The sequence below is a fragment of the Arthrobacter globiformis genome (genome assembly GCF_030818015.1).
Classification (GTDB): Bacteria; Actinomycetota; Actinomycetes; order Actinomycetales; family Micrococcaceae; genus Arthrobacter; species Arthrobacter globiformis_C.
The window spans coordinates 4,213,618-4,238,718 of record NZ_JAUSZX010000001.1; the positions used below are offsets into that span (position 1 = coordinate 4,213,618).

Annotated in this window: 27 protein-coding genes and 1 pseudogene; 13 read left to right on the forward strand and 15 right to left on the reverse strand. The window is 66.2% G+C overall.

All coding sequences use genetic code 11. The annotated features are described in order from the left end of the window. Positions 1 to 20: 20 nt before the first annotated feature. Positions 21 to 1,484, reverse strand: coding sequence for an amino acid permease (locus QFZ23_RS19755; protein WP_306925557.1), 1,464 nt, complete (start codon positions 1,482 to 1,484; stop codon positions 21 to 23). 584 nt (positions 1,485 to 2,068) lie between these two features. Here QFZ23_RS19755 and QFZ23_RS19760 point away from each other — a divergent pair. After that, positions 2,069 to 2,356 (forward strand): hypothetical protein, encoded by a 288-nt coding sequence (locus QFZ23_RS19760; RefSeq protein WP_306925558.1) that lies wholly within the window; start codon positions 2,069 to 2,071, stop codon positions 2,354 to 2,356. A gap of 199 nt (positions 2,357 to 2,555) precedes the next feature. Here the strand turns inward: QFZ23_RS19760 and QFZ23_RS19765 are convergent, their stop codons facing one another. Then, positions 2,556 to 2,678, reverse strand: a complete 123-nt coding sequence (locus QFZ23_RS19765) for a hypothetical protein (protein WP_306925560.1) — start codon at positions 2,676 to 2,678, stop codon at positions 2,556 to 2,558. 61 nt (positions 2,679 to 2,739) lie between these two features. Here QFZ23_RS19765 and QFZ23_RS23825 point away from each other — a divergent pair. Together QFZ23_RS23825 and QFZ23_RS19770 are read left to right on the forward strand one after the other, a co-directional pair. Continuing rightward, positions 2,740 to 3,060 (forward strand): annotated as a pseudogene (locus QFZ23_RS23825) (LGFP repeat-containing protein); the annotation flags it as partial. A 12-nt stretch (positions 3,061 to 3,072) separates the two neighbouring features. Next, positions 3,073 to 4,140, forward strand: coding sequence for a hypothetical protein (locus QFZ23_RS19770; RefSeq protein ID WP_306925561.1), 1,068 nt, complete (start codon positions 3,073 to 3,075; stop codon positions 4,138 to 4,140). A 155-nt stretch (positions 4,141 to 4,295) separates the two neighbouring features. Here QFZ23_RS19770 and QFZ23_RS19775 read toward each other — a convergent pair whose 3' ends face one another. Next, positions 4,296 to 6,044, reverse strand: coding sequence for an ABC-F family ATP-binding cassette domain-containing protein (locus QFZ23_RS19775; RefSeq protein WP_306925563.1), 1,749 nt, complete (start codon positions 6,042 to 6,044; stop codon positions 4,296 to 4,298). Between the two features lie 358 nt (positions 6,045 to 6,402). Here QFZ23_RS19775 and QFZ23_RS19780 point away from each other — a divergent pair, with 358 nt between their 5' ends. The 5 genes from QFZ23_RS19780 (at position 6,403) to QFZ23_RS19800 (ending at position 10,838) form a co-directional block, all read left to right on the forward strand. Then, complete coding sequence (locus QFZ23_RS19780; RefSeq protein WP_306925564.1) at positions 6,403 to 7,164, forward strand: CPBP family intramembrane glutamic endopeptidase; 762 nt, start codon at positions 6,403 to 6,405, stop codon at positions 7,162 to 7,164. 74 nt (positions 7,165 to 7,238) lie between these two features. Further along, positions 7,239 to 7,679, forward strand: a complete 441-nt coding sequence (locus QFZ23_RS19785; protein ID WP_306925565.1) for a VOC family protein — start codon at positions 7,239 to 7,241, stop codon at positions 7,677 to 7,679. A gap of 21 nt (positions 7,680 to 7,700) precedes the next feature. Next, on the forward strand, positions 7,701 to 8,654 hold the full coding sequence (locus tag QFZ23_RS19790) for a 1,4-dihydroxy-2-naphthoyl-CoA synthase (protein WP_306925566.1): 954 nt from the start codon (positions 7,701 to 7,703) through the stop codon (positions 8,652 to 8,654). Positions 8,655 to 8,714: 60 nt separating this feature from the next. Continuing rightward, a complete protein-coding gene (locus QFZ23_RS19795; RefSeq protein ID WP_306925568.1) occupies positions 8,715 to 9,866 on the forward strand; it encodes an AMP-binding protein in 1,152 nt (383 codons plus the stop codon). A gap of 90 nt (positions 9,867 to 9,956) precedes the next feature. Further along, positions 9,957 to 10,838, forward strand: coding sequence for a 1,4-dihydroxy-2-naphthoate polyprenyltransferase (locus QFZ23_RS19800; RefSeq protein WP_306925570.1), 882 nt, complete (start codon positions 9,957 to 9,959; stop codon positions 10,836 to 10,838). A gap of 2 nt (positions 10,839 to 10,840) precedes the next feature. Here the strand turns inward: QFZ23_RS19800 and QFZ23_RS19805 are convergent, their stop codons facing one another. Continuing rightward, positions 10,841 to 11,164, reverse strand: a complete 324-nt coding sequence (locus tag QFZ23_RS19805; protein ID WP_306925572.1) for a DUF4229 domain-containing protein — start codon at positions 11,162 to 11,164, stop codon at positions 10,841 to 10,843. 129 nt (positions 11,165 to 11,293) lie between these two features. On the opposite strand from QFZ23_RS19805, the gene QFZ23_RS19810 reads away from it, so the two are divergent. After that, a complete protein-coding gene (locus QFZ23_RS19810) occupies positions 11,294 to 11,794 on the forward strand; it encodes a PLD nuclease N-terminal domain-containing protein (protein WP_306925574.1) in 501 nt (166 codons plus the stop codon). Positions 11,795 to 11,912: 118 nt separating this feature from the next. Here QFZ23_RS19810 and ccsB read toward each other — a convergent pair whose 3' ends face one another. The 5 genes from ccsB to QFZ23_RS19835 are packed head-to-tail and all read right to left on the reverse strand — an operon-like array spanning position 11,913 to position 16,796. After that, on the reverse strand, positions 11,913 to 13,025 hold the full coding sequence (gene ccsB, locus QFZ23_RS19815) for a c-type cytochrome biogenesis protein CcsB (RefSeq protein WP_306925575.1): 1,113 nt from the start codon (positions 13,023 to 13,025) through the stop codon (positions 11,913 to 11,915). Further along, on the reverse strand, positions 13,025 to 14,755 hold the full coding sequence (gene resB / locus QFZ23_RS19820) for a cytochrome c biogenesis protein ResB (protein WP_306925577.1): 1,731 nt from the start codon (positions 14,753 to 14,755) through the stop codon (positions 13,025 to 13,027). The genes ccsB and resB overlap by 1 nt, the downstream gene beginning before the upstream one ends. Further along, entirely contained in the window at positions 14,755 to 15,510 is a 756-nt protein-coding gene (locus QFZ23_RS19825; RefSeq protein WP_306925579.1) for a cytochrome c biogenesis CcdA family protein, read from the reverse strand. The genes resB and QFZ23_RS19825 overlap by 1 nt, the downstream gene beginning before the upstream one ends. Positions 15,511 to 15,516: 6 nt before the next feature. Then, the gene (locus QFZ23_RS19830) at positions 15,517 to 16,128 is read right to left on the reverse strand and encodes a TlpA family protein disulfide reductase (RefSeq protein ID WP_306925581.1); all 612 of its coding nucleotides are present in this window, start codon (positions 16,126 to 16,128) and stop codon (positions 15,517 to 15,519) included. A 2-nt stretch (positions 16,129 to 16,130) separates the two neighbouring features. Further along, positions 16,131 to 16,796, reverse strand: a complete 666-nt coding sequence (locus tag QFZ23_RS19835; RefSeq protein ID WP_306925583.1) for a histidine phosphatase family protein — start codon at positions 16,794 to 16,796, stop codon at positions 16,131 to 16,133. Positions 16,797 to 16,994: 198 nt separating this feature from the next. Between QFZ23_RS19835 and QFZ23_RS19840 the strand changes: the two genes are divergently transcribed. The 3 genes from QFZ23_RS19840 (at position 16,995) to QFZ23_RS19850 (ending at position 19,604) form a co-directional block, all read left to right on the forward strand. Further along, on the forward strand, positions 16,995 to 17,543 hold the full coding sequence (locus tag QFZ23_RS19840; RefSeq protein WP_306925585.1) for a YceI family protein: 549 nt from the start codon (positions 16,995 to 16,997) through the stop codon (positions 17,541 to 17,543). A 128-nt stretch (positions 17,544 to 17,671) separates the two neighbouring features. Further along, positions 17,672 to 18,502: a hypothetical protein gene (locus tag QFZ23_RS19845; protein ID WP_306925587.1), complete on the forward strand. Its 831-nt coding sequence runs from the start codon at positions 17,672 to 17,674 to the stop codon at positions 18,500 to 18,502. A gap of 205 nt (positions 18,503 to 18,707) precedes the next feature. Beyond that, positions 18,708 to 19,604: a hypothetical protein gene (locus tag QFZ23_RS19850; RefSeq protein WP_306925588.1), complete on the forward strand. Its 897-nt coding sequence runs from the start codon at positions 18,708 to 18,710 to the stop codon at positions 19,602 to 19,604. A 91-nt stretch (positions 19,605 to 19,695) separates the two neighbouring features. Here the strand turns inward: QFZ23_RS19850 and QFZ23_RS19855 are convergent, their stop codons facing one another. Together QFZ23_RS19855 and QFZ23_RS19860 are read right to left on the reverse strand one after the other, a co-directional pair. Further along, on the reverse strand, positions 19,696 to 20,391 hold the full coding sequence (locus QFZ23_RS19855; protein WP_306925590.1) for a redox-sensing transcriptional repressor Rex: 696 nt from the start codon (positions 20,389 to 20,391) through the stop codon (positions 19,696 to 19,698). A gap of 86 nt (positions 20,392 to 20,477) precedes the next feature. Further along, a complete protein-coding gene (locus tag QFZ23_RS19860; RefSeq protein ID WP_306925592.1) occupies positions 20,478 to 20,735 on the reverse strand; it encodes a glutaredoxin family protein in 258 nt (85 codons plus the stop codon). 83 nt (positions 20,736 to 20,818) lie between these two features. Between QFZ23_RS19860 and QFZ23_RS19865 the strand changes: the two genes are divergently transcribed. Beyond that, complete coding sequence (locus QFZ23_RS19865) at positions 20,819 to 21,637, forward strand: HAD family hydrolase (protein ID WP_306925594.1); 819 nt, start codon at positions 20,819 to 20,821, stop codon at positions 21,635 to 21,637. A 184-nt stretch (positions 21,638 to 21,821) separates the two neighbouring features. Here the strand turns inward: QFZ23_RS19865 and QFZ23_RS19870 are convergent, their stop codons facing one another. From QFZ23_RS19870 to QFZ23_RS19885, 4 genes are all read right to left on the reverse strand, one after another. Beyond that, positions 21,822 to 21,920 (reverse strand): 30S ribosomal protein bS22, encoded by a 99-nt coding sequence (locus QFZ23_RS19870; protein WP_003792170.1) that lies wholly within the window; start codon positions 21,918 to 21,920, stop codon positions 21,822 to 21,824. Between the two features lie 221 nt (positions 21,921 to 22,141). Beyond that, entirely contained in the window at positions 22,142 to 22,354 is a 213-nt protein-coding gene (locus QFZ23_RS19875; RefSeq protein WP_003797758.1) for a helix-turn-helix domain-containing protein, read from the reverse strand. A 98-nt stretch (positions 22,355 to 22,452) separates the two neighbouring features. Beyond that, complete coding sequence (locus QFZ23_RS19880; protein WP_306925597.1) at positions 22,453 to 23,589, reverse strand: 3-deoxy-7-phosphoheptulonate synthase; 1,137 nt, start codon at positions 23,587 to 23,589, stop codon at positions 22,453 to 22,455. A gap of 338 nt (positions 23,590 to 23,927) precedes the next feature. Continuing rightward, positions 23,928 to 25,100 carry an MFS transporter gene (locus QFZ23_RS19885; RefSeq protein WP_306925599.1) on the reverse strand — a complete coding sequence of 391 codons (1,173 nt, stop codon included), beginning with the start codon at positions 25,098 to 25,100 and terminating at the stop codon, positions 23,928 to 23,930. Between the last annotated feature and the right edge of the window lies 1 nt (position 25,101).

Below are 25,101 nucleotides of genomic sequence, written 5' to 3' on the forward strand. Positions count from 1 at the left end.
AGTGTGATCAAAACAGGACGCTAGCTGAAGAGCTCGCTCTTCGGCTCGTTGTTCTTGACCTTCTGCCAGCCCAGCCACAGCACCAAGGCGAAGAACGGGATGCTGGCCAGCGTCCAGAGGCCCAGCAGGAAGACCTCGCCCGTGGCCTTGTCAGTCATGGTGTCGAAGCCAATCAGCACGGTGATGGCCAGCAGCGCAATCAGTCCGGCCCAGCTGGTCCACGGCGAACCCGGCATCGGCAGGCTGGAGACGTTGCCTTTCTTCTTTCGCAGCGCGATCTGGCTGGCAAAGATGGAGCCCCAGGTGAAGATGACGCCGATCGAGGCGGTGTTCAGCGCAAGGTCGAACGCGTGCGAGCCGCCGAGCCAGATGTTCAGCAGGATGCCCACGAGGTACACGGTGGCGATGGCCAGGATGGCGGCGTACGGCACGTGGCGGCTGGACATCTTGGTCAGCCACTGCGGGGCGTGGCCGTTGTTGGCCATGGTGCGGAAGATCCGGCCGATCGAATAAAGGCCCGAGTTGCAGGAGGACAGCGCGGCAGTGATGACGATCATGTTCATGACGTCGCCCATCCACGGCAGGCCCATCTGCCCGAAGACGGTGACGAACGGCGAGGTGCCGGCCTTGTACTGGTCGGAGGGCAGCAGCATGGCCAGCAGGGTCACGGAACCGACGTAGAACACCACGATGCGGATCACGACGGCGCGGATCGCCTTGGGCACTTCACGTTCCGGGTTTTCCATCTCGCCGGCGGTGATGCCCACGAGTTCGATGGCGTTGTAGGCGAAGATGACGGCGTTGAGCACCAGGATCATCACCAGGGCGCCCTTGGGGAACATGCCGCCGTCGCCAGCGAAGAGGTTGGCCGGCGACGCGTGGCCGGCGCCTACCTTGGCGTTGGTGACCACCATGAACGTGCCCACGGCCAGGAAGATCACGATGGCGCTGACCTTGAGGCAGGACGCCCAGAACTCGAATTCGCCGAATGCCTTGACGCTGAGCAGGTTCACGGCCACCAGCAGCACCAGCGCTGCGATGGCGGAGAGCTCCACGGGGACGTTGGGGAAGAAGAACTGGAAGTACAGGCCGATTGCGATCAGTTCCGCGATGCCGGTCATGGCCCAGTTGATGAAGTACATCCACCCTGACAGGTAGGCGCCCTTCTTGCCGAACAGCTCGCCGGCGTAGCTCACGAACGAGCCTGACGTCTGGCGGTACATGATGAGCTCGCCGAGGGCGCGCATCAGCAGGTAGGCGATGACGCCGGCGATGGCGTAGGAGAAGATCAGCGCGGGGCCGGTGGAGGCCAGCCGGCCGCCTGCTCCCATGAAGAGGCCGACGCCGATCGCGCCGCCCATCGCGATCATCGTGACGTGGCGCCGGCCCAGGGTCTTCTTGTAGCCCTCGGCGCTGAGGGTGGAGTCGACGGCGGTGGATGGAGCCGTCGGGCTCATAAGTTCTGTGGGGGTACTTTGAGGCACAACTGTTCCTTGTAGGTCGGGGGTTGCCTTGGATGGGCACTGCCGGTTCCGGAACCTGGAGTTTTTGTACAGATAATTCGACTTCAGGCCCCTCTTGAGGACCGTATGCGTACAAAAACTCGTGGAGCATCGAAGGTTCGCACGGCCCATCCATCGTACAAGATTTCCGGACTGCTCCGTGACGCGGGCAACATTCCGCAGGTCCGGCCCGGTTTTGCACCGGTTTGACGGCGTCCCCACGCCGCGGTGCGAAACAGTAACTCGAATGGACAAAAGGCTCCCTCTGGTGCCCGGTTTGGGGCTACTCTGAGCACCATGGCCGGGGATCCGTTCCCGGCCGTGGCGTCCGCACCGTCTCATGCGGACGCCGGCACTTGCGCCATTTTTCAGGGGGGACTATGAGAAAGAGAGCACTACTGCTGCCTGCGGCCTTGCTGTTGGCAGCCTCGGGGTGTTCCGGCGGGGGATCAGACCCTTCCGGATCCAGCCCCAGCGCTTCACCATCGGCAACCAGTACGACGGCGGTGTCCCAGCCGCCGTCGGAATCCTCACCACCCACTACGGCCCCTTCCCTCCCCACCGATGTGTCCACATCGCTGAACGCGATCGACGCCCTGCAGGAGCACACCTGCGCGGCCGGTCCGGACGGCCAGTGGACGTTCAAGGGAACCCTGGTCAACTCATCGGACAAAGCCAAGAAGTACACCGTGGCCATTGCGGTCACCGTCGGCGCGGCTGTCCAGGGCCACACCCTGATCACGGAAACGGTCCAGGCAGGGAAATCGGCTGAAGTGTCTGCAGAGAACTTCGCCAAAACCACGGGCCAGACCGGCACGTGCGAACCGGTTGTGTCGGTGGAGGACGCTTCGTGAAAAAACCAATACTTGCGGCTGCCCTGCTCCTGAGCCTGGCGGCCGGACCACTCGCGTCCTCTCCTGCCCTCGCCGTCGGTTCCGAGACTCCGCCGCCCGTCCAGGCGACCGACTCTGCAGACGCCTCCATGGCAGAAGCGGAAACCCCGGGCACGGCCACGGCGATGCCAAGCCCCAGCGCGACCACCGCTGAAGCGCCTCAGCCCACAACGTCCGTTGCGCCCCCGCCCTCAGAGCCCGCGTCGCCGTCAGTGGCATCTTCGTCGTCCGTGACGCCCTCACCGCCAGCCATTCCCGCGCCGCCGCCTGCAGCGGAAGTCAAGGAACCGCCCGCGCCTGCCCCTATCGTCGCCAAAGGTGCCATCGGCGTGAAATGGCGGGCCATGAAGGGGGCTGCCGGTGTCCTCGGCACGCCAGTGGCGAACGAAACGTGCGGTGCGGGCCTTTGCGCCCAGACGTTCAAGGGCGGAACGATGTATTGGACCGCTGCCTCTGGGGCCCACCCTGTGCTCCTGACAGCAGGACATACAGGCCCGTACTGGCACGCCAATGGCCGCGGTAAGGTCCTAGGCTACCCAATCACAGATGAAGTGGCGGTTCCGGGAGGAACAGTTCAGAAACTGTCCACCGGCAGGCTCATCACGTGGTCGGCCGCGGGCACGTACCAAGTTTGGTTACGCGGAGCCATCGGGAGACACTGGGATGCGCTCGGAGCAGTGAGTGCTCTGGGCCTGCCCCAGTCCAGGGAAACCTGCGGCCAGCGGAACGGCGGCTGCTACCAAAAGTTTGCCAAAGGCTACGTTTACTGGAGCCCCGCCAGCGGAGCGCGGGCGGTGCGTCCGGGGAACTACGCCAAATGGGTAAGCGTGGGGGGACTGGCCGGTGCGTTGGGGTACCCCACGAGCAGCGAAACCTGTAACCAGCCGGCCTGGGGCTGTATACAGCGGTTCCAGGGCGGAACCATCTATTGGTCGGCAAGAAGCGGCACCTGGGCCACAAAGGGCGGCATCGGCGCGCGGTACGCCGCCGCCGGTTCAACCCACAGCGGGCTGGGTTATCCCACGGCCAACGAAAAATGCGTCACCGGACAATGCATCCAGTCATTCCAGTCGGGCTATATCGGCTGGTCGAAGACAGGCGGCACCCGCATCTATTCCATGACCGAGTGTGCCAAGCTCAACAACGGACGGTCCAGGTACCCCACGTACGGCGCCAACCGGGTCCTGCTCACGTTCACCCAGGGCTACAGGCAGTCGCACGCGACAAATGTCTACTGCGTCCGGGTGGCAGGGTTGTACGTTGCAGACTGGCGGACGGACGGCTATGTGGGCGCCTCAGGCTTCAAGGCTCCGGGCGTCCCCTCGGGCCCCACCCGCTACCTGTACTCGCCCACGGGCTCATACTCGGTGACGGAAGCCTTCGGCCTGGGCAACCCGGGAACGGCGCTCCCCTACCGCACGCTGAATCCCCGCTCCCGCTGGGGCGGCAACCCGTGGACCGCGACGTACAACAAGTACTTCGAGTCCTCATCGTGGGTGGGCTGGGACGAGAACATGTGGTACTTCGCCACCCGCGCCACGCATGACTACCGCCAGGGCGTGGTGGTCAACTACAACCGTCCCAACATCGTGCAGGACGCCGGATTCGCCATCTTCCTGCACATGAACAAGGTCCCGACGGCGGGCTGCATCTCGCTGGACGACTGGGCAGTGGTGGACTACATCAGGAAGTCCCGGCCCGGCGACCGGATCATCATGGGAACCTACAGCGCCCTGTTCCGGTAGCTTTCCAGTCCCCGCTACCGTTTGCGGCGCCACACCCAGGCGGTGTGAAAACCCAGGCCCGGCAACCCGCCGGGCCTGGGTTTTCTCTTTGCTTGCACAGACTTGGGGGCAGTTTGGACTTGGGGGCAGTTTGGACCGCACCTGCTTCGTGTGGCTCAGGCTGGCAGCGCCACCTTTTCCAGCATGCCGTCCGCCATCGTGTACCTAAGCCATCTCCCGGAAACGCCTTCGCCCGCACGGCCGCGGGACCGGTCCGCGCAGCCGTCGAACCACTCACCCAGCGCCCGGTCGTGGCTGACCATCACCACCGTTCCGTCGAACTCGGCGAGCGCGGACTCCAGCTCCTCCACGAGCGCGGGGGCAAGATGGTTGCTGGGTTCGTCAAGGAGCATGACGTCCTTGTGGCCGAGCAGCAGCCGCGCGAGCGCCAGCCTGCGCTGCTGGCCCGCCGACAGGGCGCCCACCGGAACGTGGAATTCGCTGGTTCGGAAGAGGCCCAGCCGCAGCAGCGCCTCCGCATGGTCGTCGATGTTCCCGCCGAGCCCGGCGGCGAAGGCAGGCAGCAGCCGCAGGGACGGATGCTCGGGCAACTCCAGCTCCTGCTGCAGATAGCCGATCCGGCCGTGGCGCACTACTCGGCCCGCGGCCGGCTCGAGCGTTCCGGCCAGGACCGAGAGCAGTGTGGACTTCCCGGCACCGTTGGGACCGGTGATGAGGACCTTCTGCCCGCGGTCCACCCGGAACTCGGGGACGTCCAGCCGGCCAGGCACCTGGGTGTTGCGGGCATGCAGGACTCCATCGACGGCTTCCCAGGGTTCACCGCCGGAAGTTTCGCCGGTGATCCCGCCGGAACCGGCGGCGGCCTCCAGTTCGCCGTCGAGCCCGGCGTCGAGCTTCAGGCGTTCGGGCGGGCGCTCCACGGGGTTGTCCTCCAGGCGGCGCAGCCGCTCCTGTGCGTTGCGGATCTTGCTGGCGGCGGCGCGCTCCCAGGTTCCTGCCTTGAAGTCGAAGGCCGCCTTGTCGTTGTCCCGGCGGCGCGCATAGCCCATCCGGCCCGCCACCGTGTCCGCCTGACGCCGTTCGGCATCCATGGCGTCGAGCCAGCCGTGGTACTGCTGCACCCAGCGCTGCCGCTCGGCCCGTTTCTCCTTCAGGTAACCGTCGTAGCCGTTGCCGTAGCGGTTCACCGTGCGGCGCTCGGCGTCGACCTCGATGACGGCGGCGGCGACCTTCCGCAGCAGCACGCGGTCGTGCGAGACCACCACCACGGCTCCCCGGTGCGCTGCGAGGCGGCCTTCGAGCCAGGCAGTGCCGCTGGCGTCCAGATGGTTCGTGGGCTCATCCAGGAGCAGGATGTCCGCGGGGTCGGCCAGCAGGCAGGCCAGCGCCACGCGCTCCTGCTCCCCGCCGGACAGCGACCCCAGCGTCCGGCCGCGGTCCACGCCGCCCAGGCCCAGCCTGTCCAGCGCCGCCTCCACCCGGGATTCCGCGGCGTAGCCCTCGCGCAGCTGGTACTGGGTCTGCAGGTTCCCGTAGGCCTCCAGCTCGGCCGGCCCGGCCGATGCCAGGCCGTCCTCCAGCCGTTCCAGCTCGGCTTCCATCTCCCGCAGTGCGCGGAGCGCATCGTCAATGGCGTCGGCCACGGTCAGCCTGGCGGAGAGCCCGGATGTCTGCGCCAGATAGCCCACCCGGCCGTGCCGCTGGGCCGTGCCTTCCGCAGGCGTCTCGATACCTGCCAGGATCCACAGCAGGGTGGACTTCCCGGCACCGTTCTCACCCACGACGGCGGCGTGTTCCCCCGCGGCGATCGCCAGTTCGACGCCGCTGAAGAGTTCGCGGTCCCCGTAGCCGTGGGAGACGCCGGACAGGTGCAGCTGCTCGGTGCGGAAATTTGGTTCAGTCATGGAAGTCCTCGCAGTCCAAGGGGCGGCCAGGGAGCTCAGTGCATGTGTCTCGGTGCAATGCTCTACAGGGCCTTGTCTGTGGCCTTACCGACGCCGCATACCTGGCCGCCAGATTGCGGTTCGGCAGGAGGCTGGTCGACAGATCCGGGTAACGGATACAGGCCGGAACATGGTCGACGCCGGACGATGCCGGCGTCGTGGTTAGGACTTCATGGGTCAAGCCTGCCCGCCGGCGGGCGGCCCCGTCAAGGTTCGCGCCGGCGGGCAAGCGCGAACGGACAGTTGTGGCCCCAACTGTCCCTTCCTGCGGGGCCACAACTGTCCGTTCGCGTGGGGCTTGGCGCACTACGCTGGAGGCATGGTGAACACCAGACGCACGCTCCCTGCTCCGCGGCCGGATCTCTATCGGTTTTCGCCGCTGGACCTCACCGCCGTCGGACTTTATGTGGCCGTCGCCGCCTTCTTCGCGCTGGCCGGGGAACTGATCCTGCCGCTGCTCCGGGCATTGGCCCCGACGCCGGCCGTCGCCTCCTACGGCGTGAATCTTCTGTTCTACGGCATCGTCGGTGCGCTGGCGCTGTTTGCCGCACGCGGGGTGGTGTCCCGGGACCTCAAAGTGCTTGCCACGCGGCCATGGTTCACGCTCGCGATGGTGCCTCTGGCCGTCGTCGCCATGATGATTGTCACCGCCATCCTGGTGGCCGTGGGCGGGACCACCGAGACGTCCGCCAACCAGGCCGGGCTGCAGGCGCTCATGCGGCAGGTGCCGGCCTGGCTGATGGTGCCCCTGATTGTGGTGGTGGGTCCGTTCGTCGAGGAGTACGTGTTCCGGCACCTGCTGATCGGGAAGCTGAGCCGGCGGGTCAACATCTGGATCTGCTGCGGACTTTCTGTGATTCTCTTCGCCGCCCTGCACATCGTGGGTCAGGAAGCCCTCACCATACCTGCGCTCATGCCTTACCTGGCCATGGGCGGCACCCTAGTGTTTGTCTACGTGTGGACAGGGCGGAACCTGATGTTTTCCTACTTCGTCCATGCCACCAAGAACCTGCTGGCCGCGATCTTCCTGTACACCATCCCGCCGGAACTCCTTGACCAGCTGCAGCGGGTCCAAAACTAGAAAAGTCGCCCGGGCCCTGCCGCCCGCGCTAGCCCCCCTACCCGGAGGCGGGGCTGCCGTCGTAGCTTGGTGCCATGGGACTCAACATTCAGATCGCCATCGACTGCCATCACCCGCACGACCTCGCCGACTGGTGGGCCGAAACGCTGGACTGGTCCGTGGAGCCGCAGGATGAGGACTTCATCCGGTCCATGATCAGCCAGGGCTTCGCGACGGAAGACCAGACCATGACGCACAACGGCAAGCTGGTATGGAAGGACGGCGCGGCGATCCGGCCCACCGAGGAAATCGACGCCAAGGCACCCGCCCGGCGCCTGCTGTTCCAGACCGTGCCGGAGCAGAAGACCATCAAGAACCGGGTGCACTGGGACGTGCGCCTCGACGGCCGGGACAAGGATGACGTCCGCGCCGAGCTGGAAGCCCGCGGCGCCACCTTCCTCTGGACGGCGAGCCAGGGGCCGCACGAATGGCACACCATGGCGGACCCGGAGGGCAACGAGTTCTGCATCAGCTGAGCCGATTACTAGACTTGGACGGTGAGCAACGAATTCCCCGCCAAGGTATCCGACGTCTTTGACCCGTCCCGCTGGCGCACTGTGTCCGGCTTCGAGGACTTCCAGGACCTGACCTACCACCGGCAGGTGGAGCGGTCCGACGACGGCACCGTGACTCGGGACCTGCCCACCGTCCGCATCGCGTTCAACCGGCCGGAGGTCCGCAACGCCTTCCGCCCGGGGACTGTGGACGAGCTGTACCGCGCCATGGACCACGCCCGCATGACCCCGGACGTGGCCACCGTGTTGCTCACCGGCAACGGCCCCTCCCCCAAGGACGGCGGTCACTCGTTCTGCTCCGGCGGGGACCAGCGGATCCGCGGACGGGACGGGTACCGCTATGCCGACGGCGAGACGCAGGAAACCATCGACCCGGCCCGTGCGGGGCGCCTCCACATTTTGGAAGTCCAGCGGCTCATGCGGACCATGCCCAAGGTGGTCATCGCCGTCGTCAACGGCTGGGCGGCCGGCGGCGGGCACTCCCTGCACGTTGTCTCCGACCTGACCATCGCCTCGCGCCAGTTCGGGAAGTTCAAGCAGACGGACGCCACCGTGGGCAGTTTCGACGCCGGTTACGGCTCGGCGCTGCTGGCCCGGCAAATCGGCCAGAAGGCCGCCCGGGAGATCTTCTTCCTGGCCCGTGAATATTCCGCCGAGGACATGGTTCGGGTGGGGGCCGTGAACGAGGCCGTGGACCACGAGCGCCTCGAGGAGGTGGCGCTTGAGTACGCCGCGGACATCGCCCGGCAATCGCCCCAGGCCATCCGGATGCTCAAGTTCGCCTTCAACCTTGCCGACGACGGCCTGGCCGGCCAACAGGTGTTCGCCGGCGAAGCCACCCGGCTGGCATACATGACGGACGAGGCCGTGGAGGGCAAGGAAGCCTTCCTGCAAAAGCGGGACCCTGACTGGTCCAGGTTCCCGTACTATTTCTAAGCCCGCACCCGTCGGAAGGCACCCCATGCTCCCCAGGCCCGCGCATCCAAGGCGCACGCAGTGAATATCGAGCCGGCCCTCAAGGCGCTGGCGGCTGCCCTCCACGGTGAGGGTCCCGCCGTCGAACTCTCCGCCGGCCCCGACGGCGATCCGGTGGTGACGCCCGTCCGGACCCCTGGGTTCGAGGACGCTGTCGTGGTGGTCCGCACGTCCGGGTCCACCGGGGCGCCAAAGGCGACGGTCCTAACGGTGGACGCGCTGGCGGCGTCGTCGATGGCCACCGCCTTCGCGCTCAAGGGCGAGGGGCAGTGGCTGCTTGCCCTGCCGCTGCAGTACGTGGCGGGCGTGCAGGTGCTGGTGCGGTCGCTGTTCGCGGGCACCCGGCCGTGGGCCATGGACCTGTCCGGGGGCTTCACCGCCGATGCCTTCACAGCAGCCGCGCTGGAGCTGACGGATAAGATCCGCTTCACGTCGCTGGTGCCCACGCAGCTGCAGCGCCTGCTCGCGGATCCGTCGGCGGACACGCTCGCCGTGCTGCGACGCTTCAACGGCATCCTGCTCGGCGGCGCCCCGGCCTCTGCCGAGCTCCTCGAAACGGCGCGCGAGGCCGGTCTCCGGGTGGTCACCACCTACGGTGCGGCGGAAACCTGCGGCGGCTGCGTGTACGACGGCTATCCGCTCGAGGGCGTGGCCCTGCGGCTCGCCGAAGACGGCCGGATCCACCTGGGCGGAGCCACCCTCGCGGCTGGCTACCTGGACGCCCCAGGGCCGACGGCCCAGGCTTTCGTCGAAGAGGACGGCGAACGCTGGTACCGGACCAACGACCTCGGCACCCTGGACGCCGACGGCCGGCTCACCGTGCTGGGCCGCGCGGACGACGTCATTATCACCGGCGGCGTCAAGGTCTCCGCCACGCATGTGCAGGCTGAGCTGGAAAAGGCCGACGGCGTGAGGGCGGCTTTTGTGGCCGGTGTCGAGTCCGCGAAATGGGGCCAGGCCGTGGCGGCCTATGTGGCCGTGGCCCGAACCGCGTCCGGGACCGACAGCGCTGCACGCGACGGCGCGGCGTGGGTCGAGGAATGGCACCGTACGCTCGGGCTGCTTGCCCCCAAGACCGTCCTGCCGGCCGGTGAGCTGATCATGCTGCCCAACGGCAAACCCGACCGGCTGGCCATGATTGAACGCCTCAACGCGCTCCATCAGGGAAAATAGAGTAGTTCCGCCGCGCCGCCGCGGCTTCCGCGTGCCCAGCGCACGCCCATGCTTTTGAACGTATCACCGACCCAACACGAGGTACTTACCGTGGCAACAGCCGCACAATGGATCCAAGGCGCCCGACTCCGCACCCTGCCGGCCGCGATCGCCCCTGTCCTGATCGGCTCGGCGGCGGCCTATGAGATGGGCTCCTTCCGCCCGCTCAATGCAGTCCTGGCGGCCCTCGTGGCGCTTCTGCTGCAGGTCGGCGTCAATTACGCCAACGATTACTCGGACGGGATCCGCGGGACAGACGAGAACCGCGTCGGTCCCCTGCGGCTGGTCGGTTCCGGTGCCGCCCGCCCCGAACACGTGAAGTATGCCGCATTCGGTGCGTTCGGCCTGGCGATGCTCGTGGGGCTGGTCCTGGTCCTCATCACCCAGACGTGGTGGCTGCTCCTGGTGGGCGTGGGCTGCGTGATGGCGGCCTGGGGCTACACCGGTGGAAAGAACCCATACGGCTACATGGGCCTCGGCGACGTCTTCGTGTTCGTGTTCTTCGGGCTCGTGGCCACGCTCGGCACCACCTACACGCAGGCGGGGCAGATCGGCCTGCCTGCCGTGATTGGCGCGATCGGCACGGGTCTCATTGCGTGTGCCCTGCTCATGGCCAACAACGTCCGGGACATCCCGTCGGACATCCAGGCCGGGAAGAAGACCCTGGCGGTGCGACTGGGTGACAAGCACGCCCGCGAAAGCTACGTGCTGATGCTGGCCGTGGCCATCCTGCTTGTGGTGATCCTGGCGCCAACGCGGCCGTGGATGCTGATCGTGCTGCTCCTGATCCCGGCCTGCCTGATGCCGGCCTGGCTCATGATCAACGGAAGGAAGCGCAAGAGCCTCATCCCGGTCCTGAAGCAGACGGGCCTCATCAACCTCGGTTATGCCGTGCTGTTCTCGCTGGGACTCGTGCTGAGCAGCGGGCTGTAGGCCTAGGCTTCCTCGCCGCGGGGTTGGCGCTTCTTGACGTCGTTGCGGATGGTGACGTCCGGGTGCGTGTCCACCAGGTGGTCCTCGGCCAGGGCGTCATCGATCTCCCCGGCGGTGCGGATCGGCTTGGCGCGACCGGAGAAGCGGGCATGCAGTGACGCCGTCGCGGCATCGCGCTGCTTCTGGAAGAAGAGGTAGCTGATGGCGAAGGAAATCAGCCCGGCACAGATGACGGCCAGAAACCATCCCAGCTGCAGCAAGACGAACAGCACAAACAGGGGCAGGAAGATCGCGAACCGGATCAGGGAGTATTTCAGAAAAGCCACTATCCAAGTTTAGCCGTCCTGCCTGTACGTATCCTGCGTCATCTGCGGCTCCGGTTCGGCGGTTTGCTGGCACATGACTGTGGGCATACTGTAATCTCCGCCGGGGCGCACGGCGGCTAGACTGATTGCATGCCTCGTGTTGCACTCGCAGTCGCCGTTCTCGCCATCTACGTCTACGGACTGGTGGACGTTATCCGGACTGACAGGCATCTCACCCGCGGCTTTTCCAAGACAACCTGGATCATCATGGTTGCCCTCCTGCCGCTCATCGGCGCCGCGCTGTGGTTCCTGATCGGCCGGCCCCGCGCATCGGCTGTGGCCCAGCCCGTCTACCAGCACCACCCCACGGCCCCCGACGACGACCCCGACTTCCTGCGGAACCTCGAGCAGCGCCGCCGCCAGGCCGAGGCGGAGCGGCTCCGCAAGCTGAGGGACGACGCTGCGCGTAAGAACCAGGCCGACGGCGGCCCCCACCACACGGGCGCTACGGGCACAGGCAGCACGGGCGCAGCTCCGGGCACCGCCGGCGGCAGTTCAGGCGCCAGCGGCCCGGCTGCAGATGAACCGGGTCCACGCAAGCCGGGCGCTGCGGGCGAGGCCAACGCCGAAGGCAACCCCGAGGCGAAGTAGCAGCCACCCCGCGCCGTTTCGCCAAAAAGGCCGCCCAGCAGCAAGCTAAGCGGCCCTTTTCGGTAAATCGACGAGCCCTCGCGGCCCTTTTTGGTAAATCGCAGAAGCCCCGGAACGCCTACAGCCCCGAGTACGAGTGCAGGCCGTTGAAGAACTGGTTCACGATGGTGAAGTTGAAGACCACGCACAGGTAGCCCACGATCGACAGCCAGGCGGCGCGGGTGCCGGTCCAGCCGCGGGTGGCGCGGGCGTGCAGGTAGCCGGCGTAGACCACCCAGATCACGAACGTCCAAACTTCCTTGGTGTCCCAGCCCCAGAACCGGCCCCATGCCTTCTCGGCCCAGATCGCGCCGAACATGAGGGTGAAGGTCCAGCCGATGAAGGCGATCGCGTTGATGCGGTAAGACAGGTTCTCGAGGCTCAGCGCGGAGGGCACCAGGCGCATGAAGCCCAGCTTGTCGGCGCCCCCGGCCGCGATGGTCTTCTGCCGGTGCGACTGGACCAGCTGGAGCGCGGACATCGCGAAGGTCAGGGTGAACAGCGCGGAGGACAGCACAGCGATGGACACGTGGATGATCAGCCAGTAGCTCTGCAGCGCGGGCACCAGGTGGCCGACGGGAGTCCAGAACGCCACGGACGCGGCCACCAGCATGATGATCACCAGGCCCACCACGAATGTGCCGAGGAAGCGCAGGTCGCGGCGGACCAGCACCGCGAGGAACACGGCCGCGGCCACGAAGGCGCCGGTGGTGAGGAACTCGTACATGTTGCCCCACGGCACACGGCCGGCGCCCACCGCGCGGGTGAGCACGGCGGCGGCGTGGATCGCGGCACCCAGGACGGTCAGTGCCACGGCCACGCGCGCAGGTGCGCGGCGTTCGCCGTAGCGCATGCTGTCGTCGGCGGTCTGGCCGGCGGCACCGTTCGCGGTCCCGGAGGCGTATGACGACGGCCGCTCGGCGCGGTCTGCCGGTCCGGACAGGCGGTCCTCACCGCTGCCCGCGGTCCGCGACGTGGTTGACCCTGCGGACGCGCCCGCCGCCACCGGAACCTTGGCGGACGTGTCCGCCGACGTGCCGGCAGCAGCAGCCTTGAGGTCAACCGACTTCAGGGCCTTGCTGCTCCTGGCCAGGTCCCACGCGAACGCGATGAAGGCGACGGTGTAGGTGCCGGCCGCCAGCAGCATGAAGAGCTCGCTGTACTGGCCCATGGTCTCGTTGATGGGAAACATTACTGGTCCTTCTTCGGCTCAGGCGAGCCTGCTGGTGAGGAGTTGGAAGGTGCTGTTTCGGTGTTGTCGGCGTCCAGGTTCCACTTGCCCGCCAGGAGGCCGCGCAGCGTTGCGGCCTCGCCGGCCAGCCTGTGGTCCTCGCCGCGGGCCAGCAGGCCGTACTCCACCATGGTCCTGCCGTCCTCGTGGGTGCCGGTTCGGACCCAGACGCGGCGGCGGTTCACGTAGAGGGAGACGATGAGTCCGGCCACGGCAAGCAGCGCGAAGATGAGGGCCGACAGCTGCCCGGGATTGTGGTGGATGTCCACGCCGACGTACTTCTTCACGCCGTCGAACGTGATGGAGCCCTTGCCGTCGGGCAGCGTGTATGTGTTGCCAGGTGCGAGCGTGATGCCGCCCGCTTTGAGGTTCCGGCCGTTGAGTTCCTTGAGGTTCTTGACGTCGAGCTCAAAGACGTTCTGCGGGGCCCCCTTGTCCAGGCCAAGGTCGCCGTAGTACGAGTTCAGGTTCAGCTGCGGGTTGATGAGGTCCGGGTCGCCGCTGAAGGAGATGCCCTTCTCGGTCACGAAGGCCGTGGGGAGGAAGAATCCGGCGAAGCCCAGTTGGTCGGGCTTGGCATCGGGGACCTTGATCACCACGGAGGAGTAGTAGTTCTCGCCCTGCAGCTTGGCCACCACGGGGCCCTGCATGGCCACGTTGCCGTTGCCGTCGCGGACCGTGATCACCGGGGCGTAGCCGTTGCCCGTCAGGTAGATGCTGGTGCCGCCGAGCGTGACGGGGTCGTTGACCTTGAGGACTTCCTTCTTGGCCGGCGCCCCTGGGTTTTCCTTGGTGGTCACATCCGCCGTGAAGTCAATGGGCTGGCCGAACTTGCCCTGGGATTCGCGGTCGAACGTGGCCTGGAACTTGTCCAACTGGATCGAGTACGGCTGGAGCTGGCTGCTCTGGAAGTTGGTGCCGGGCGTGAACTGGTCGTAGCCCACGAGGGTGTTCACGAAGGTGTCACCCTCAACCAGGATCCGCTGGCCGCTGTAGCCGAAGAGCCCGCCGACCGCCACGGACACCAGCACGCCGATCAGCGACGTGTGGAAGACGAGGTTTCCCACTTCCCTCAGGAAGCCGCGCTCGGCCCCCAAAGACGGCCGCGCGCCGTCGTCGTGCCTTACCTCAACGCGGTATCCGCGTTTCTTCAGCAGCGCCGCTGCGTCTTCAATGGCGTCCGACGCCGGGATGCCGGCGTCCGCGGGCACCACCAGGGTGCCGTACTCGGGCAGGCGGGACAGGCGCTTCGGGGTGCGCGGCGGCTGCGAGCGCATGGCCCTGTAGTGGGCGATGGCGCGGGGCACCACGCAGCCGATCAGCGAGATGAACAGCAGGATGTAGATGGCCGAGAACCAGGCCGAGGAGTAGACGTCGTACAGCTGCAGGGAGTCCAGCAGCTGGCCGTAGTCCGGGTGGTCCTTGATGTACTGCGTGACCACGGACGGGTTGGCCGGCCGCTGCGGGAACAGGGATCCGGGGACCGCGGCCACCGCCAGGAGCAGCAGCAGGAACAGCGCGGTGCGCATGCTGGTCAACTGGGTCCAGGCCCAGCGGAGCATGCCCACGAAGCCCAGGGACGGAACGGCGGCCCCGGCCTTGGCAGCCTTCACGGCGTCCTTTTTGGCAGGCCCGGGCTGCGGGACGTCCTCGGCCGGGGATTTCTCGGTTGACTTCACACGCTCGCTCATCAGATCGGCAACTTCACATCGGTTTGGAACCAGTACTGCAACTCGGTGACCCAGGTTCCCCACAGACCCGTGGCCATCAGGATGCCCAGGACAATCAGGACGCCGCCGCCCGTGCGCTGGATGGCCAGCCGGTGCTTGCGGAAGAAGGACATCACGCCCGCGCCGCGTCGGACCGCCAGGGCGATCAGCAGGAACGGGATGCCCAGCCCCAGGCTATAGACGAAGGCCAGGAATGCGCCCTTCGCGGCGGAGGAACCGCCGGAGAGGCTCAGCAGCTGGACGGCGGAGTAGGTGGGGCCGATGCATGGTGCCCAGCCGAGGCCGAACGTGATTCCCAGCAGCGGCGCGCCCCAGAGGCCTGCCGGCGGTTTCGCGTGGATCTTGGCATCGCGCTGGAACCAGGAGAAGCCGCCCATGAACACCACGCCCATCAGGATCACGAGGACCCCCAGGATCTGTGTGACCCACGCGTTCTGCCCGCCGGAGATCAGGGAACCCAGCTGCCCGAACGCACCGCCGAGCAACACGAAAATCACCGAGAAGCCGAGCACGAACAGCCCGATGCCCGCCAGCATGCGGCCGCGCTTCTGCTTCTGCAGGTCAACGCCCGTGAGCCCCGTGACGTAGCCCAGGTAGCCGGGCACCAGCGGGAGCACGCACGGCGAAAGGAAGGACACGAGTCCGGCCAGCAGCGCCACGGGGATGGCAAGCAGGAGCGAACCGTTCAGGATGGCTTCGGCGAAGGGACTGTTCACGGGAGGTTACTCTGCCACGGCAGACTGGATGAGAGCTTTGAGCGTGCCCTTCTCGATCTCCCCCAGCACACGCGACGCCACCCGGCCCTGCTTGTCCACCACGAGCGTCGTGGGAACGGCGCCCGGGGGCACCAGACCGGACACCGTCAGCAGCACGCTGCCGTCCTTGTCGTCGAAGCTCGGGTAAGTGAGGCCGAAAGTCTTGTCGAAGGCGTCAGCCGTGGCCTTCTCATCACGCAGGTTCACACCGAAGAACTGCACGCCCTTGCTCTTGAACTCCTGGTGCAGGGCTTCCAGGGACGGCGCCTCCACCCGGCAGGGCGCGCAGGCTGCGAACCAGAAGTTCAGGACGGTGACCTTGCCCAGGAAGTCCTTGGGCGTCACGGAGGTGCCGTCAAACAGGGTGCCCTGGATCTGGATGCCGGACTTGCGTTCCGCTGCGGCGAACTCGGTCACCGAGCCGTCACCGGCCACGTAGTTCTTGTTGTCCCCGGCCTTGGCCTGCTTGGCCAGGGCGTCCTCCTGGGCGCAGGCGGACAGGCCCAGCGTGATCGCTGTCAGGGCCAGGCCGCCGGCGGCGAGGACGCTGCGGCGGGAACTCTTGGGTGTTTCAGTCATAACTAGGCTCCGGGGGTGCTCGAGGCACCGGGAAGAAGGGCGGCGGCGGGTTCGCTGTACTCCACGCGCAGCAGGGTGCCGTCGTCGCCGAAAACCAGGGAGGTGAGGGAGGTCAGGGTGCATTCGCGTTTCCGCGGATCGTGCCAGAGGGGCTTGCCCTCCGCGCTGAGCCGGGTGGCCCAAATCGGAAGCTGGTGGCAGACCAGAATGGCTTCGGCACCGTCTCCGCCCAGCTCGATGGCCCTGGCGCGGGCTTCCTGCACGGCTTCGGTCACACGGGCCGCCTGCCGCTTATAGGGCTCGCCCCAGGACGGCCGGAAGGGGTTGATCAGGTGCGGCCAGTGCTTGGGTTTGCGCAGCTCGGCCTTGGTGACCTTCAGCCCTTCGAAGTGGTTTTCCGCCTCGATGATGCGGCTGTCGGTGTGGATGTCCAGTCCCAGCGCTTCCGCAGTGGGCTGGGCGGTTTCCTGGGCACGGGTGAGCGGCGACGCCACCAGGTACACGATGTTGGCGCCCCGGGAGACGCGTTCGCGGAAGTGCTCGGCGAGCGTCTGCGCCATCTGCCGGCCAAGTTCGGAGAGGTGGAATTCAGGCAGCCTGCCGTACAGGACACCTTCAGGGTTGTGGACCTCGCCGTGGCGGAGCAAATGGACAGTGGCTTGGGGCATGTCTACCAGTTTCTCAAAGGGCAGGGGTAATGACGAAATCTTCTACACCAAGTAGAACTCAAAGATTTTTCAGAAAGTTCCCGGCCGGTGGAATAAAAGATGCAAATGCATGTTTATACTGGATGCAGCAGTTAGTTGAGACTTCAACAAAAGCTTCAACGATCACCAGTCCGACCACTTGATACAAGGAGAACCACCATGGCACTTTCCACCGAGCTCACCCGCGGCACCTGGACCCTCGACAACTCCCACAGCGAGATCGCCTTCACCGTCCGCCACGCCGGCATCAGCAAGGTCCGCGGCCAGTTCAAGGACGCCGCCGCTACCCTGAACCTCGCCGACGACGTCACGGCCAGCAAGGTCGAGGCCACCATCCAGACCGCCAGTTTCGACAGCGGCGACGCCAACCGCGACGGCCACGTCCGCGGCGAGGACTTCTTCGACGTCGAGAAGTTCCCTGAGATCTCCTTCGTCTCCAACGGCCTCGTTGCCAACGGTGACAGCTACGAGCTCCAGGGCGACCTGACCATCAAGGGCGTCACCCGCCCCGTCTCCCTCGAGACCGAATTCAACGGCGTTGCAGTGGACCCCTTCGGCAACACCCGCGCCGGTGTTTCCGCCGAGACCACCATCAGCCGCAAGGACTTCGGCCTGACCTGGAACGCCGTGCTGGAAGCCGGCGGTGTCCTGGTCAGCGACAAGGTTGCCATCAACCTTGAACTGGCCTTCATCGCACCTGCAGCCTAGGTTTCACGCAGGTCCGGCAGCCACGATTGCTGGAACCCAAACGCCCCGTCCGCGGACTTTCCGCAGGCGGGGCGTTTGGCGTTCAGTCCTTCTGGAATTGGCAAAATCCCGGGTTTAAAGTGAGTCCCATGAGCACCCCCAGCGATGAACCGGAGCCCCGTGATTCCGGGGCCGTGCCGCCGTCCGGCAGCGAACGTCCGACGCCGGAACAGCAGTTCCCCGGCCAAGAACCGGGACGCCCGACGCCGGGCCAGCAGTTCTCAGGTCAGCAACCCGACCAGCCGTACCCGACCCCGCCGGGACAGCCGACGCCGGAACAGCAGTTCCTCGGTCAGCAACCCGACCAGCCGTACCCGACCCCGCCGGGACAGCCGACGCCGGAACAGCAGTTCCTCGGTCAGCAGCCGGACCAGCCGGGCCAGCCGGCGCCGGGACAGCAGTTTCCGGGTCAGCAGCCGCCCGCCGGTGGTGGCCGGTTCGCCTTCGAAATGCCGGCAGACCGGCCGCGGAACTTTAGCGAGGTTCTGCCACGCGGCGGCTTCTCCGGCCTCTTCGACGTGACGGGTCTGCCCACGGAGCTCAGGGTGTCCTACTGGATCTGGGTGATCGGCGGCCTGCTAGGGCTGCTGGGCGGTGTGATCGGCATTTTCGGCGTGCTGGTGCTCTTCGCGATCATCCCGGGCGTGGCCATTCTCGTGTTCCTGCTCGTCCTCGTGGCCCTGGCTGTGGCTGCCGCGGAGATTGTCCTGGCCCTGAAGCTGAAGGAAGGCAAGGAGTGGGCGCGGCTGGCTCTGACCATCGTGGCCGGGGTGTCACTGCTGCTGGCCATCATCAGCTCCAGTTTCCCCGCGGGCCAGGACGGGAACTGGCTGGGCTTCCTGGTCAGCCTGGTGGCCACGGCGCTGATGTGGGTGCCCAACTCGCAGAACTGGTTCGCTGCCGGACGGGGCCGCCTCTGACCGGCGCCCGGCAGGGACACTGATTTCATGGCCGGACAATTTCCCTGCCTGGCAGCGTTTCCGCAGGTTGGCAAGGCTTTGGAATACCTCTCCGGAATGATCCACCGCACACCCGCTGAGGGGTACGGTGGGAATGAACCATGCTGGGGAGGGCAGGCGTCTGAACCGGTAGCCGATTCAGACGTCACTACGCAAAGGACCGCTCATGAGCAATCCTCCAGTCCCGCACTCCAACGACCCCGGCTCCAACGAGCCCGACAACGGTACCCAGCCAGGCAACGGGCAGCCCCGCTACGGCCAGGACGCGCCCCAGTACGGGCAGAACGCACCCCAGTACGGCCAGAACGCGCCCCAGTACGGCCAAGGCGGACAGACCGGGCAAGGCGCGCCGCAGTACGGCCAGAACGCGCCCCAGTACGGCCAAGGCGGACAGGCCGGACAAGGCGCGCCGCAGTACGGCCAGAACACACCCCAGTACGGCCAAGGCGCACAGGCCGGACAAGGCGCGCCGCAGTACGGCCAGAACACACCCCAGTACGGCCAAGGCGGACAGGCCGAACAACCGCAGTACGGACAGTCCCCGTACGGCCAGAGCCCCTACGGGCAGTACCCGTCCGAACAGGCCCAGGCAGCAACCGGCGCCGGCGTTCCGAAGCTCGTGAACTATTCCTTCTGGATGATCATCGCCGCAGGCGTCCTGTCCATCCTGTCCGTTCTGATCGCCATCCCCACCTTGGATGACCCGGCCATGCGGAGCACTTTCGAGGAGCAGCTGCGCGGCAGCGGCCAGAACATCGCGTTCGAGGACGTCAAGGGCTTCATCATCGGAACCATGGTGGTCTTTGCCCTAATCGGCGCCGGACTCTACGCACTGGTGGCCTTCAACGTCCGCAAGGGCAAGAACTGGGCCCGCATCCTGGGCACGGTCTTTGCAGCGCTCTCCGTGTTCACCCTCTTCCCGCTGGGCCTGAACACCCTGGTGGGCTTCCTCGGAATCGCCGCTATCGTGATGCTGTACCTCCCGGGGGCGGCACCGTACTTCCAGAAGCCGCAGCCGTTTGCCAACCCGTACTCGCAGCCGGGCGGCCCCTACGGCCGCTAGCCAAGGGGCGCTGCCTGTAAAGCGCAAGCGCCAGGCATCGGGAGCAAACAAACTTTCCCGCCAACGGGCGCGGATTCCTGGAACGCCGGAGTTACTCCGGCTGGCCGGGGGTCTGCGCCCGTTGCGCGTGGTAGGCCAGGATCTGCAGCTCGGTGGCCATGTCCACCTTCCTCAGCGTCACGCCGTCGGGCACCTGGAGCATCACCGGCGCAAAGCTGAGGATGCTGCGCACTCCGGCGTTCACCACGCGATCGCACACGCTTTGGGCCACGGCGGCCGGCAGCGCCAGCACCACCATGTTGGTGCCGGTCCGTTCCAGGACCGTCTCCAGGTCCGCAACGTCGCTGACCCGCAGCCAGCCCACCTCGTTGCCCACCACCATCTGGTCGGCGTCGAAGATGGCAACCACGTCAAAACCCCTGGATTCGAAGCCGCCGTAGCGGGCCAGCGCCTTGCCCAGGTTGCCGGCGCCGACAATCGCGACTTTCCAGTCATGCGTCAGCCCAAGCGCGGCGGCTATGTGGCGGCTCAGGTACTGCACCTCGTACCCCACGCCGCGGGTGCCGTAAGAGCCCACGTGGGACAGGTCCTTGCGGAGGGTTGAGGAGCTGACCCCCGAAAGTTCAGCCAGCGATTCGGAGGAGACCCGCTCGGTGCCTTCGGCCAGCAGGGAGTTCAGGGCGCGCAGGTAGATCGTCAGCCGGGCCACGGCCGCCGGCGGGATCTGCTTTCCGGCAGCCCCGGCGGTCCCGGGCAGGGCCTGGGGTGGTGAATCGAGCGAAGTCACTATCTGCTCCGTTGCGTCGCGTTGTGAGTCCACTCTAGATCCCCATCAGTTATGTCAACAAAGCCAATGCCATTGTTCGAAATTAGCTAATCCCCCGCGATGGCTCGGCGCAGGACACGCTCCAGGCGTGCCTCGTCGATCTTCCAGAAGTCGCGCTGGATGCCGTCCACCAGCACCACCGGGATCTCCTCGGCGTAGCGGTCGCGCAGCTCGTCGTCGGCCTCCAACTGCCGCTCCGACCACGAAAGTCCCAGCCCGGCAGTCACCCGCCCGACGGCGTCGCGCGCCGCGGCGCAAAGGTGACAGTCAGCTTTGGTAAGGAGAACGACGTCGGGGTTTGCCATGCTTCCACCGTATCGCCGTTCCCGGCGCCGGGCGACGCGGCGGCCGTCAGGTGTGGCGTACTGCATTGACTAGACTCAGTGGCATGCCCGAGGAGAAGTACGTCGCTGTGACCCACCGTCCGGTTGCGAAGCAGCAACACGGCGAGGCAGCCTTCTTCGACGTCGACAATACCCTCATGCGCGGCGCCAGCCTGTTCCACGTGGCCAGGAAAATGCACCAGCGCGGAGCCTTCACAATTGCGCAGGCGGCGGGCATGGCGTGGAAGCAGCTCAAGTTCGTGCTCCGGGGCGAGAACCTCAATGACGTCCACGCCGTCCGGGATTCCGCGCTGCGGCTCGCCGCCGGCATCACGGAGGAGGACATCAAGGCACTGGGCGAAGAAGTCTACGACGAGATGATCGCCTCGCGGATCTGGCCCGGCGCCAAGGCCCTGGCCGAGCAGCACCTGCGTGTGGGCCGGAAGGTCTGGCTCGTCACGGCGACGCCGATCGAGGTCGCTACGGTGATTTCCACGCGGTTGGGGCTCACCGGCGCCTTGGGGACCGTGGGCGAGACCAAGGACGGCTTCTACACGGGCAGGCTCGTCGGCGATATCCTGCATGGCGCCGCCAAGGCGGTGGCGGTCCAGGGCATCGCGGACCACCACGGACTGGACCTGAAGCGCTGCTGGGCGTACAGCGACTCCTACAACGACATCCCGCTGCTGACGATGGTGGGCCACCCCGTGGCGATCAACCCGGACGCCCGCCTGCGCAAGCACGCCCGCGAACACAACTGGCCGGTCTATGACTTCCGCTCAGGCCGCCGGGCCGCCACCCTGGGCCTCAAGGCAGCCACAGCAGGAGGAGCAGTTTACGGCCTGTGGCGAGGTTACACCCGCTTCCGAGGCCCCCGCGCCTGACCCCTCCCTCCCCCGAGGACACACTTCCCGCCCGGTGACACAAAAAATCCCCCCGGACACCCGAATGCGCGTGTCCCCATACCGTTTGCGCGTCCTGATGCACATTCCGTGTCCAGAGTGTCGCAACAACGCAAAAATGCCCGCACCCTCGAAAGGGGACGGGCATTGAAGCGTAGAGCGAGCTCTACTTCTTGTTACGGCGCTGGTGGCGGGTCTTACGAAGCAACTTGCGGTGCTTCTTCTTGGCCATACGCTTGCGACGCTTCTTAATAACTGAACCCACGTAAGTTCCTTACAAACTAGATGCAGTACCTGTCTGGTGGAGAAGGTCCGTGGACTGAGCAACAGACTGAACAACTGACAGATTCTTACAATGACGTAAAACGTTCCTTAACAGGGTACCGCTTATCCGGAGCATCCCCTGACCAGCACGGCCCCGTGGCGTGCAGCGGCCCCCAAGGCGGCTGCAGCAACCACGGGATCGGTGCGGTCAGTCGGGTCCCGTTAGGCGGTACCCGTATGACCGTCCACGACAGCACCCTTGAGGTACTGTTCGACGGCGGTCTCCGGTACGCGGTAGGAGCGGCCGAACCTGACGGCGGGCATCTCCCCCGAGTGGACAAGGCGGTATACGGTCATTTTGGAGACACGCATTACCTCAGCCACCTCGGCCACGGTCAAGAACTTGGCGTTCGAGAAGTTCGACTCTGCGGACATTACCCATATTCCTTTGCTCTCAGCAACGACGCCGGTCAATCTGCGGTGTGCGCCGATGCTGAGCCATCGAACAACCGTGTTCTAGTTACTCTAGATGCTCACGTGGCCATAGTGAAAGCCCGCCGCTTCCGGGACGACGCCGCCAGCTGTTCGAGGACGGAAGCCGTCACATCCCACTCCATGCAGGCATCCGTCACGCTCTGGCCGTAGACCAGGTCCGAGCGTCCGGCGGCGTGTTCGGCCACGTCGAGGTTCTGCGCGCCGCCCACCAGGAAGCTCTCCAGCATGACGCCGGCGATCGCTCCTGCGGCCGTTCCCGCGTCCTCGAGCTGGGCGCCGATCTCGAGTGCCACCTCGGCCTGGCGGTGGTGGCTCTTGCCGCTGTTGGCGTGGCTGGCGTCCACGATCAGCCGCGGGTTGAGGTTCTTGGCGGCGAGCTTGGCGGAGGCTGCCTCGACGTCGGCGGCCGAGTAGTTGGGGCCCTTGCGGCCGCCGCGGAGGATCAAGTGGGTGTCCGGGTTGCCCGCAGTGGACACCAGCGCGGCGCGGCCGTCGCCGTCGATCCCGAGGAAGGCCTGGGCTGCGGCGGCAGCGCCGCACGCGTCCACCGCCACCTGGAGGTCGCCGTCGGTCCCGTTCTTGAAGCCGATGGGCATGGAGAGGCCGGAGGCGAGCTGGCGATGGATCTGGCTTTCCGTGGTCCGCGCGCCGATGGCGCCCCAGGAAATGAGGTCGGCCATGTACTGCGGGCTGATGGGCTCGAGGAACTCGGTGGCGGTGGGGAGCCCCAGGGCGGTGACCTGCTGCAGGAAGCTGCGGGCCGCACGCAGGCCGCCGGCGATGTCGTGGCTGCCGTCCAGGTGCGGATCGTTGATGAGGCCCTTCCAGCCGACCGTGGTGCGGGGCTTTTCGAAGTAGGCCCGCAGGACGATGAGCAGGTCTTCCTTGTGCTTCTCGGCCTGGCTGACCAGCCGGCGGGCGTATTCCAGGCCGGCCTTGGGGTCGTGGATCGAGCACGGACCGACGATCACCAGCAGGCGGTCGTCCACGCCGTCCATGATGGCGCGGACTTCGTCGCGGCCGCGTTCGACGACGTCGGCCGCCTTCGCGTCCAGCGGCAGTTCCGCAATCATCTCCTGGGGCGTGGGCAGGGCGGTGATCTCACTGACCCTCAGGTTCGACGTCGACGGGCGTTTCGGCGTCTGCTGGTGGGTTTCGGTGGCTGTTGCGCTCATTTTCGGGGGTCCTGTTCCGGGTGGGAGCGGGCCCCTGATCAGAACCCGCCGTAGATATGGCGAAGGGCAGAGAATGATCTCTGCCCTGTTGGCTCTGAAGGAAAGTTGGATGCGTGTCAGTTAGACGCGGGCCCCTCCAGAGCCAACGAAAAATACGCATACCAACGGTTAGTCATGGGAACGACAATAAGCCCGCACTGATGGATCGCCAAATCGACTGCGTCACATTCGGACCACGCGCCACCGCAAATCGGCGGCAACGCGAACGGACACTTGTGGCCCTTGGGAAGCGTTTCACAAGGGCCACAAGTGTCCGTTCGCGCTGGTCTGGCGATTGATTAGGCTGTGGTTTGCTCCACCGGCTGCTTCGCAGGCTCGCCGTAGCGTTCCTGCTCGATCTGTTCCAGGCTCTTGCCCCGGGTGTCCGGCGCCCAGATAATCCCGACGACCATGGCTGCCACCAAAGCCCCGATCATGATGAGGCCGACAAAGGGGACGCCGCGCTCGGCCAGCAGCGTCGGGAACCAGTAGCTCAGCAGCCCGACAACAATGCGGGCAACGAAAAAGAGCACACCCTGCGCGCTGGCCCGGTAGCGGGTCGCGAACATTTCGGCTGCCCACAGGGCGTAGAAGGCCTGGGCGCCGATGCCGGCCGAGATGCCCCAGAGTGCCGCGAAGAGAATCAGTACCGGCATCGTGACGTGAACAAAGACCAGCAGGACCCAGGCGGCAAGGCCCAGCACGGCGCCGATCCCGTACAGCAGGCGGCGGTCAATGCGGTCGCCGTACTTCATGAAGCCGAAGTACGTCGCCAGGACGGTAAGCGTCCACAGCAGCACCTGCAGCAGATTCTGCTCAGCGGACGATTCAACCCCGGACGACTCGTAGACCCGCGGCATGAATATGCCCATCTGCCCGGCAACCAGGTTCCAGAGGGCGTAAACACCCACGAGGAAAAGAAGGGCCTTCAGGTTGGTGGCGTTGGTCAGCAACTCACGGTAGTTGCGGCGCTTGACGCCTGATGCCTCCTCCAGCAGACGCGCTTCGTTCGACTTCTTCCAGGTGTGGGACTCCGAAAGCCGGCGGCGGATCCACCAGGTGATGAAAGCAATGACGAACAGGTGCGCGAAGACCAGGCGGCTCCCCAGCAACCCCAGCGGAACGACGACGGTGGCAAGGAGGAAGACCAGTGCCGGTGCGAGCGACCACGCAAACTGGGCGGTGCCCACGTGCCGTGCCCGCTGTTCAGAGGGCGCCTCTTCCGCGATGTAGGTCCAGGCGACGGGCACGCCGGCTCCCACTGCGATCCCTGTGAGGATCACGCCAACGATGAGCATCCAGGGGGCCACGGCAAAAATCACCAGGGCTGTGCCGATCATGTACAGGATGAGGTCGTAGGTGTAGATGAACTTGCGGCCGTAGCGGTCGCCCAGTGGTCCGCCGATCATCGCGCCGCGACGCCGTTGGCGCCGGGCAGCCGCGTTCGCACTGGCAGTTTTGATACGTTTCAAG